This window comes from Amycolatopsis sp. SID8362 (genome assembly GCF_010550475.1).
Classification (GTDB): Bacteria; Actinomycetota; Actinomycetes; order Mycobacteriales; family Pseudonocardiaceae; genus Amycolatopsis; species Amycolatopsis eburnea.
In genome coordinates, this window is record NZ_JAAGNB010001325.1 from 1 (window position 1) to 6,911 (window position 6,911).

The following is a 6,911-nucleotide window of genomic DNA, read 5'->3' on the forward strand; positions in this document are numbered from 1 at the left end:
CGCGTCCCCGCCGGCGACGCGCAGGTCCGCGGCGAGATCGGCTTCACCGAGCGAAATTCCCGCGACGAGCGGGTGCGCGGTGGCGATGTCCAGGGCGTTTTCCACGCCCAGCGCGGATTCCAGCACCGGGTACACGGGCACGCCGAGCGCGTCGGCGACCCGGCGCACCTCGCCCGGGTCCTCGCACTTCGGCACGCGGACGCCCGCGGCCCCGCGCACTGCCTTGATGTCGGCTTCCCCGGCCGGGGTGCCCGGCGCGTTGATCCGGACGTAGGCGGTCGCGCCACCGTCCAAAGCGGACAGTGCGTTCCGCCGCGCTTCGTTCTTCGCGGCCGCGGCGACGGCGTCCTCGAGGTCGATGATGACCGCGTCCGCCGGGCCGTTCAGTGCCTTCGTGATCCGGTCCGGCCGGTCGCCGGGGACGTAGAGCCAGCTGCGCGGGATCACTTGATCACGCCTTTTTCCCGCAGCGCGGCCAGTTCCGGCTCGCCGAGGCCGAGACCGCCGAGGACTTCGGCGGTGTGCGCGCCGAGCGGCGCCCCGGCGGAGGTGATCCCGCCGGGCGTCTCGGACAGCCGGAACAGCACGTTCTGCATCTTCACCGGCCCGAGTTCCTCGTCGTCGACGGTGGCGATGGTGCCCAGCGCCGCGAACTGCGGGTCGGTCATGACGTCGGCGGCGGTGTAGATCGGCGCGACCGCCGCCTGGGCCTCCTCGAACGCCTTGACGACCTCGTCGCGGTCGCGGTCGGCGATCCACGAGCCGACGGCGTCGTCGAGCAGGTCGGCGTGCTGCGCGCGCTCGGCGCCGCTGGCGAACCACGGCTCGTCGATCAGCTCGGGGCGCCCGACCAGCCGCATCACGCGTTCGGCGATGGACTGGGCGCTGGTGGAGATGGCGACCCAGCTGCCGTCGCGGGTGCGGTAGGTGTTGCGCGGCGCGTTGTTCGTGGACCGGTTGCCGGTGCGGGGCTGCAGCGTGCCGAGCTGGTCGTAGGCGATGATCTGCGGGCCGAGCAGCGTCAGGATCGGCTCGATGATGGCGAGGTCGACGACCTGCCCACGGCCGGTCTGCTCGCGGGCCCGCAAAGCGGTCATCACGGCGTAGGCGGTGGTCAGTGCGGCGATCCCGTCGGCGAGGCCGAACGGCGGCAGCGTCGGCGGGCCGTCCGGCTCGCCGGTGATCGCCGCGAACCCGCTCATCGCCTCGGCGAGCGTCCCGAAACCGGGCCGCTTGGCGTACGGGCCGATCTGCCCGAACCCGGTCACGCGCGTGAGCACCAGGCCCGGGTTGATCTTGCTGAGTTCGTCGTAGCCGAGACCCCAGCGCTCCAGCGTGCCGGGGCGGAAGTTCTCGACGACGACGTCGGCGTCGGCCACCAGCTTCTTGAAGATCTCCTGGCCCTCGGGGGAGCCGAGGTAGAGGGTGATCGCCTTCTTGCCGCGGCCGAGCATCTTCCACCAGAGGCCGACGCCGTCGCGGTGCGCGCCGTGGCTGCGGACGGGGTCGCCGTTCGGGTGCTCGATCTTGATCACCTCGGCGCCGAAGTCGCCCAGCAGCGTCGCGGCGAGCGGGCCGGCGAACAGGGTGGCGGTGTCGAGCACCCGGATCCCGGACAAAGCGCCCGTCATGGGGCGTACCTGCCTTTCTCGTCCAGCGAGCCGGGGCGGACCACCGTTTCGCCGAGAGGAACACTTGTGAACGTCGAGTTTCGTAGCGACGTCGTTCGGTGTTTTCCAAGTTCGCACTGATCACGCTCATCCGTCAAGTTGTGCGCAGATGTTGACCTGACGTTGGGGCGGGTGTCACGATGACCGGCAACAAACCTGCCGTTTCGCTAAGCGGAACGACAGCCCTGCCGAAGGGGAAGAGGTGACATGTCCGCACGAATGCTCGTCGCGGGGCTCGGGGCGGTGGCCCTGCTCGTGACCGGGTGCGGGGGATCGGCTCCGATGGGGGCCGGGGGAGCCGCCGCGGGGCGGGACGAAGGCCCGGTCAAGATCGGCGCCCTGCACCCGGTCAGCGGCTCGAACGCGGTCGACGGCCTGCAGATGCGCCGTGGAGCGCAGCTGGCGGTGGACGCGATCAACGCGGCCGGCGGCATCAAGTCGCTCGGCGGCCGCAAGGTCGAGCTGGTCACGGGGGACACGCAAGGCAAGGCCGACATCGGGCAGAGCGAGGCCCAGCGGCTCATCTCGGCCGGCGCGGTCAGCCTGGTCGGGACGTACCAGAGCGCGGTGAGCACCAACGTCGCCGTCGTGGCCGAACGCAACCGGGTCCCGTTCGTGATGGACGTGACCGCGTCCGACGCGATCTTCTCCCACGGCTACCAGTACTCCTTCCGGGTGCAGCCCGGCAGCAAGGCGATCGCGTCGGCCGCCGCGCAGTACCTCAAGGCCGTGTCGGAGCAGGCGGGCAAGCCGGTCCGCAAGGTGGCGTTCCTGCACGAGCAGAGCGACTTCGGCAGCGGCGCGGCCGACGCCTTCACCGCCGCGGCCAAGCAGCTCGGCATCGAGGTCGGCCCGAACATCAGCTACGACGCCGCGACCGTCAGCGACCTCACCGCACAGGTCACGCAGGTCAAGGCCTCGGGCGCGGACGTGCTGGCGGTGGCCGGGTACTACCGCGACAGCCTGCTGGCGGCCAAGGCGATCGCGTCGGTGAAGCCGGACCTCAGCGCGGTGTGGGGCGTCTCGAACGGCGCCTACGACCAGCCGAAGTTCGTCGCCGACGCGGCCGCGCTCGGCAACCTCTACTTCAGCACCAACTACCACTACGACGCGACGAACCCCGAAACCGTCGCGCTGCGCGAGAAGTATCAGAAGCTCTACGGCGACCCGATGCGCACCGGCGCGGTCCTCTCCTACGACGCGGTCCAGGTGATCGCGCACGGCGTCGAGCAGGCCGCGAGCACCGACCCGCGGAAGGTGCGGGACGCGATCGCCGCGTCCCAGGTCGCACCGCTGACCGTGGGCCGCGGGCCGATCCGGTTCGCGCCGAACGGCGACAACAGCAACGCCTTCCCCGTCCTGATGCAGGTCCTGGACGGGCGAGTGCAGCAGGTCTATCCCCCCGAAAAAGCCGAATCCCGGCCCGACTACAGGGTGGCGTGGCGTCCATGACCGAACTCGACACCGGGGCGCCCGTCGTCCCCGAAACCGCACCACCCGACAAGAAGGCCAAGGCGGACAAGGGTTTCCTCGGCCGCGCCGGCATCGTCGCCGCCGTCTTGGTCGTGGCGATCGTGGTCGCGCTGCTGCAGTCCGGCAGCGGGCTGGTGGTCTGGCAGTCGGTGGTCACCGGCGTCCTGACCGGCGGCCTCTACGGCCTGATCGCGATGGGCCTGACGCTGATCTTCGGCGTGCTCGACATCGTCAACTTCGCCCACGGCGCGTTCCTCACGGTCGCGATGTTCCTGTCGTTCGGGGTGATCCAGGCGACCGGGCTGCACCCGTACCTGACGCTCGTCGTCGCGGTGCCCGTGTTGTTCCTGCTCGGTGCGGCCGTCCATCGCGGACTGCTGTCGGGCGCGGGCGGCGGGTCGCTGGAGAACCAGCTGCTCATCACGCTCGGCCTGTCGCTGCTGCTGGAGAACGGCCTGCTGATGTTCTTCGGCGCCGAGCCCAAGACCATCGACCTGCCCGGCGACTTCCAGTTCCCGTTGCTGGGCGCGGTCGTCGCGGGTTCGCGGCTGTACGCGTTCCTCGGCGCGATCGTGCTCGGCGGCCTGCTGTACTGGCTGCTGCGGCGCACCCGGCTGGGCACGGCGATCCGCGCGGTGGCCGCGAACGCGCCCGGCGCGGCGCTGGTCGGCATCAACGTCCGCCGGATGCACACGCTGACCTTCGCCATCGGCACGGCGTGCGCGGGCGCGGCGGCGGTGCTCGCCGGCCCGCTGGTCACGGTGACCCCGACACTGGGGGAGCAGTTCAACATCACGGCGTTCGTGGTCGTGGTGCTCGGCGGGATGGGCAACGTCGTCGGCGCGCTCGTCGGCGGCCTGCTGATCGGCCTGGTCGAGCAGCTCACGACGATCTACCTGGGCGGCCAAAGCTCCCTGCTGGGCGTGTTCGTGGTGTTCCTGCTCGTGCTGTTCCTCCGTCCGCAGGGCCTGTTCGGGAGGCGCGCATGAGTGCCATCACCATCGAGGCGCCCGCCGGTTCCGCGGCGGCCGTCAAGGCGCCGCCGCTGCGGCCGCAGAACAAGCAGCTGGCGATCCTCGCGGTGCTCGTGCTGGTCGCGATCCCGCTGCCGCTGATCCTCCCCGCCGCGCAGGGCGCGGTCGCCGTCCGGATCCTGATCTTCCTGCTGATGGCCGTCGGCTGGAACATCATGAGCGGCTTCGGCGGGATGTTCAGCTTCGGCCACGCCGCGTACTTCGGCCTCGGTGCCTACACGAGCGCGTACCTGCTGGTGAAGCACAACGTGTCGCCGTGGATCGGGATGCTGGCCGGGATGGCGGTGGCCGCCGCGGTCGCCGTGGTCATCGGTTACTTCTCCTTCCGCTACAAGCTTCAGGGCGCGTACTTCGCACTGGCCACCTTCGCGTTCGCGGAGATGCTGAGGCTGATCGTCACGAGCAGCGCGTTCGCGAACAAGGCCGTCGGCTTCAGCGTGCCGCTGATCCAGGACTCGTCGCTGTGGCTGATCCAGTTCCCGGCCGACTCGCCCGCGTACTTCTGGGTGGCGCTCGTCCTGGCCGGGGCGGCGGTCGCGATCAGCATCGTCTTCCTGCACTCGCGCGCCGGCCGGTACGTCACCGCGATCCGCGACGACGAGCTGGCGGCCGCGTCCCTGGGCGCCCCGGTGCTGCGGCACAAGCTGCTCACGGTCGCGCTGTCCGCGGCGATCACCGCCGTGGCCGGTGCCTTCTACACGCAGTACTACCTGTTCGTGAACCCCGATCTCGGGTTCGGCTCGGCCATCTCGATCCAGGCGATCGTGCCCGTCGTCATCGGCGGCATCGGCACGGTCTGGGGCCCGGTGGTCGGCGCGATCATCATCGGCTCGCTCACCGACGTCACCGCGACGCTCCTGCGCACCCCGCCGGAGTTCCTGGGCTTCCTGCAAGGCCGCAGCGGGCTGGACGTCGTGCTGTACGCGGTGCTGGTGATCCTGATCGTGCGGTTGCTGCCCAAGGGGATCGTCGGAACTCTCGCAGCGAGGTGGCGTCGATGAGCATCGTCGAGGTGAGCGGCGTCGGCAAGGCGTTCCGCGGCGTGCACGCACTGTCCGATGTGGACCTGACCGTGGGCGAGGGCGAGATCCTCGGCGTCATCGGGCCGAACGGCGCGGGCAAGACGACCCTCTTCAACGTCATTTCGGGCGCGCTGACCCCGGACACCGGCCGGGTGCGGCTGGCGGGCGACGACGTCACCGGCCGCGCCCCCGACCGGATCGCGCGAGCCGGGATGGTTCGCACGTTCCAGCTGATGCGGCCGTTCGCGAGCATGACGGTCGCGCAGAACGTCAGCCTCGCCGCCCAGCACCACCGGCTGAGCGCGAAGAAGCTGCGGGAGCACGCCCTCGACGTCGTCGACCGGGTCGGGCTCGGGCCGTGGGCGCACCGCAACGCCACCGACCTGCCGACCGCCGGGCTCAAACGGCTCGAGCTGGCGAGGGCGCTGGCGACCCGGCCGAAGGTGCTGCTGCTCGACGAGGTGCTGGCCGGGCTCGTCCCGGCCGAACGCGAGCCGGTGCTCGACCTGCTCGCCGCCCTGCGCGAGCAGGAAGGCGTCACGCTGGTGTTCATCGAGCACATCATGGCCGCCGTGATGCGGCTGGCCGACCGCGTCCTCGTGCTCGACCAGGGCCGCGTGCTCGCCGTCGGCTCGCCCGCGGAGGTCACCGGCGACCCGCGCGTCATCGACGCCTACCTCGGTGAGGAGCCCACCCATGCTGACGCTTGAGAAGGTGTGCGCCGGGTACGGGCGGATGCGGATCCTGCACGACGTCGACCTGCGCCTCGACGCCGGCGAGATCGTCGCGCTCGTCGGGGCCAACGGCGCGGGCAAGACGACGACGCTGCGCAGCATCTGCGGGCAGCTCAAGCCGCTGTCGGGCCGCGTCACCCTGGATGGCGCGCCGACCGCCGGCCGCCGTCCCGACCAGCTGGTGCGCGACGGCCTGGTGCACGTGCCCGAGGACCGGGCGCTGTTCGGGACGCTCACCGTCGAGGAGAACCTGCGGATGGGCGCGTGGACCCGCACCCCCGCCCAGGTCGCGACGTCGCTGAAGGAGGTCTACGACCTGTTCCCGGTCCTGGCCGAGCGCCGGACGCAGGTCGCCCAGACGTTCAGCGGCGGGCAGCAGCAGATGCTCGCGATCGGCCGGGCGCTGATGGCCGGGCCGCGGCTGCTGATGCTCGACGAGCCGTCCACCGGGCTTTCGCCGAAACTGACCTGGACGGTGCTGGAGGCGGTCCAGCGCATCCGGGACAGCGGGGTGGCGGTGCTGCTGGTCGAGCAGAACGCGAAGCAGGCGCTTGCCATCGCCGACCGGGCGTACGTACTGGAAAGCGGGTCGACGGTGCTGCAGGGCACCGGCGCCGAACTGGCCGGTGACCAGCGCGTCAGGAAGGCGTACCTGGGACTGTGAAGACCGAACAAGCCGCTTCCGCCACCGCGGCGCTGGGAGCCTGGGTGGCCGAACTGGACGTCGCGAGCGTGCCGGCCGCGGTGCTCGACCGGCTGTCCCTCGTTCTGCTCGACATCGTCGGCGTCACCGCATTGGGTGCTTCACTGCCGGAGCAGCGGGCCTTGGTGGACGCCTGGCGCGCGCCCGCGGGACCGGCCCCGCTGATCGGCGGCGGCCGGCTGGTGAGCACCGACGCGGCGGCCTGGCTCAACGGCGTCGCCCTGGTCTCGCTGGAGCTGGACGAGGGCCACAAGTACGCCAAGGGGCACCCGGCC

Annotated in this window: 8 protein-coding genes; 6 read left to right on the forward strand and 2 right to left on the reverse strand. The window is 71.1% G+C overall.

Features of this window, described 5'->3' with window-relative positions; translation table 11 throughout:
- Both G3I65_RS40895 and G3I65_RS40900 read right to left on the reverse strand, forming a co-directional pair.
- The coding region (locus G3I65_RS40895; RefSeq protein ID WP_309235953.1) for an aldolase/citrate lyase family protein at positions 1–447 on the reverse strand (447 nt) is incomplete at its 3' end.
- A complete protein-coding gene (locus tag G3I65_RS40900; RefSeq protein WP_160700838.1) occupies positions 444–1,631 on the reverse strand; it encodes a CaiB/BaiF CoA-transferase family protein in 1,188 nt (395 codons plus the stop codon). The genes G3I65_RS40900 and G3I65_RS40895, both read right to left, overlap by 4 nt.
- 246 nt (positions 1,632–1,877) lie before the next feature.
- On the opposite strand from G3I65_RS40900, the gene G3I65_RS40905 reads away from it, so the two are divergent.
- The 6 genes from G3I65_RS40905 to G3I65_RS40930 form a co-directional block, all read left to right on the forward strand.
- Complete coding sequence (locus G3I65_RS40905) at positions 1,878–3,122, forward strand: ABC transporter substrate-binding protein (RefSeq protein WP_160700839.1); 1,245 nt, start codon at positions 1,878–1,880, stop codon at positions 3,120–3,122.
- Positions 3,119–4,132, forward strand: a complete 1,014-nt coding sequence (locus G3I65_RS40910; RefSeq protein ID WP_166641207.1) for a branched-chain amino acid ABC transporter permease — start codon at positions 3,119–3,121, stop codon at positions 4,130–4,132. Before G3I65_RS40905 ends, G3I65_RS40910 begins: the two co-directional genes overlap by 4 nt.
- Positions 4,129–5,178, forward strand: coding sequence for a branched-chain amino acid ABC transporter permease (locus tag G3I65_RS40915; protein ID WP_160700841.1), 1,050 nt, complete (start codon positions 4,129–4,131; stop codon positions 5,176–5,178). The genes G3I65_RS40910 and G3I65_RS40915 overlap by 4 nt, the downstream gene beginning before the upstream one ends.
- Positions 5,175–5,909 carry an ABC transporter ATP-binding protein gene (locus G3I65_RS40920; RefSeq protein WP_166641208.1) on the forward strand — a complete coding sequence of 245 codons (735 nt, stop codon included), beginning with the start codon at positions 5,175–5,177 and terminating at the stop codon, positions 5,907–5,909. The genes G3I65_RS40915 and G3I65_RS40920 overlap by 4 nt, the downstream gene beginning before the upstream one ends.
- Positions 5,896–6,597, forward strand: coding sequence for an ABC transporter ATP-binding protein (locus tag G3I65_RS40925; RefSeq protein ID WP_160700843.1), 702 nt, complete (start codon positions 5,896–5,898; stop codon positions 6,595–6,597). Before G3I65_RS40920 ends, G3I65_RS40925 begins: the two co-directional genes overlap by 14 nt.
- A partial coding sequence (locus G3I65_RS40930; protein ID WP_309235956.1) for an MmgE/PrpD family protein occupies positions 6,594–6,911 on the forward strand: 318 nt, incomplete at its 3' end. The genes G3I65_RS40925 and G3I65_RS40930, both read left to right, overlap by 4 nt.

Bases quoted from the DNA above. Each gene is read 5' to 3' on its own strand.
- G3I65_RS40910 (WP_166641207.1), top strand. From the start codon at position 3,119: ATGACCGAACTCGACACCGGGGCGCCCGTCGTCCCCGAAACCGCACCA.
- G3I65_RS40920 (WP_166641208.1), top strand. From the start codon at position 5,175: ATGAGCATCGTCGAGGTGAGCGGCGTCGGCAAGGCGTTCCGCGGCGTG.
- G3I65_RS40915 (WP_160700841.1), top strand. From the start codon at position 4,129: ATGAGTGCCATCACCATCGAGGCGCCCGCCGGTTCCGCGGCGGCCGTC.
- G3I65_RS40900 (WP_160700838.1), bottom strand. From the start codon at position 1,631: ATGACGGGCGCTTTGTCCGGGATCCGGGTGCTCGACACCGCCACCCTG.
- G3I65_RS40925 (WP_160700843.1), top strand. From the start codon at position 5,896: ATGCTGACGCTTGAGAAGGTGTGCGCCGGGTACGGGCGGATGCGGATC.
- G3I65_RS40905 (WP_160700839.1), top strand. From the start codon at position 1,878: ATGTCCGCACGAATGCTCGTCGCGGGGCTCGGGGCGGTGGCCCTGCTC.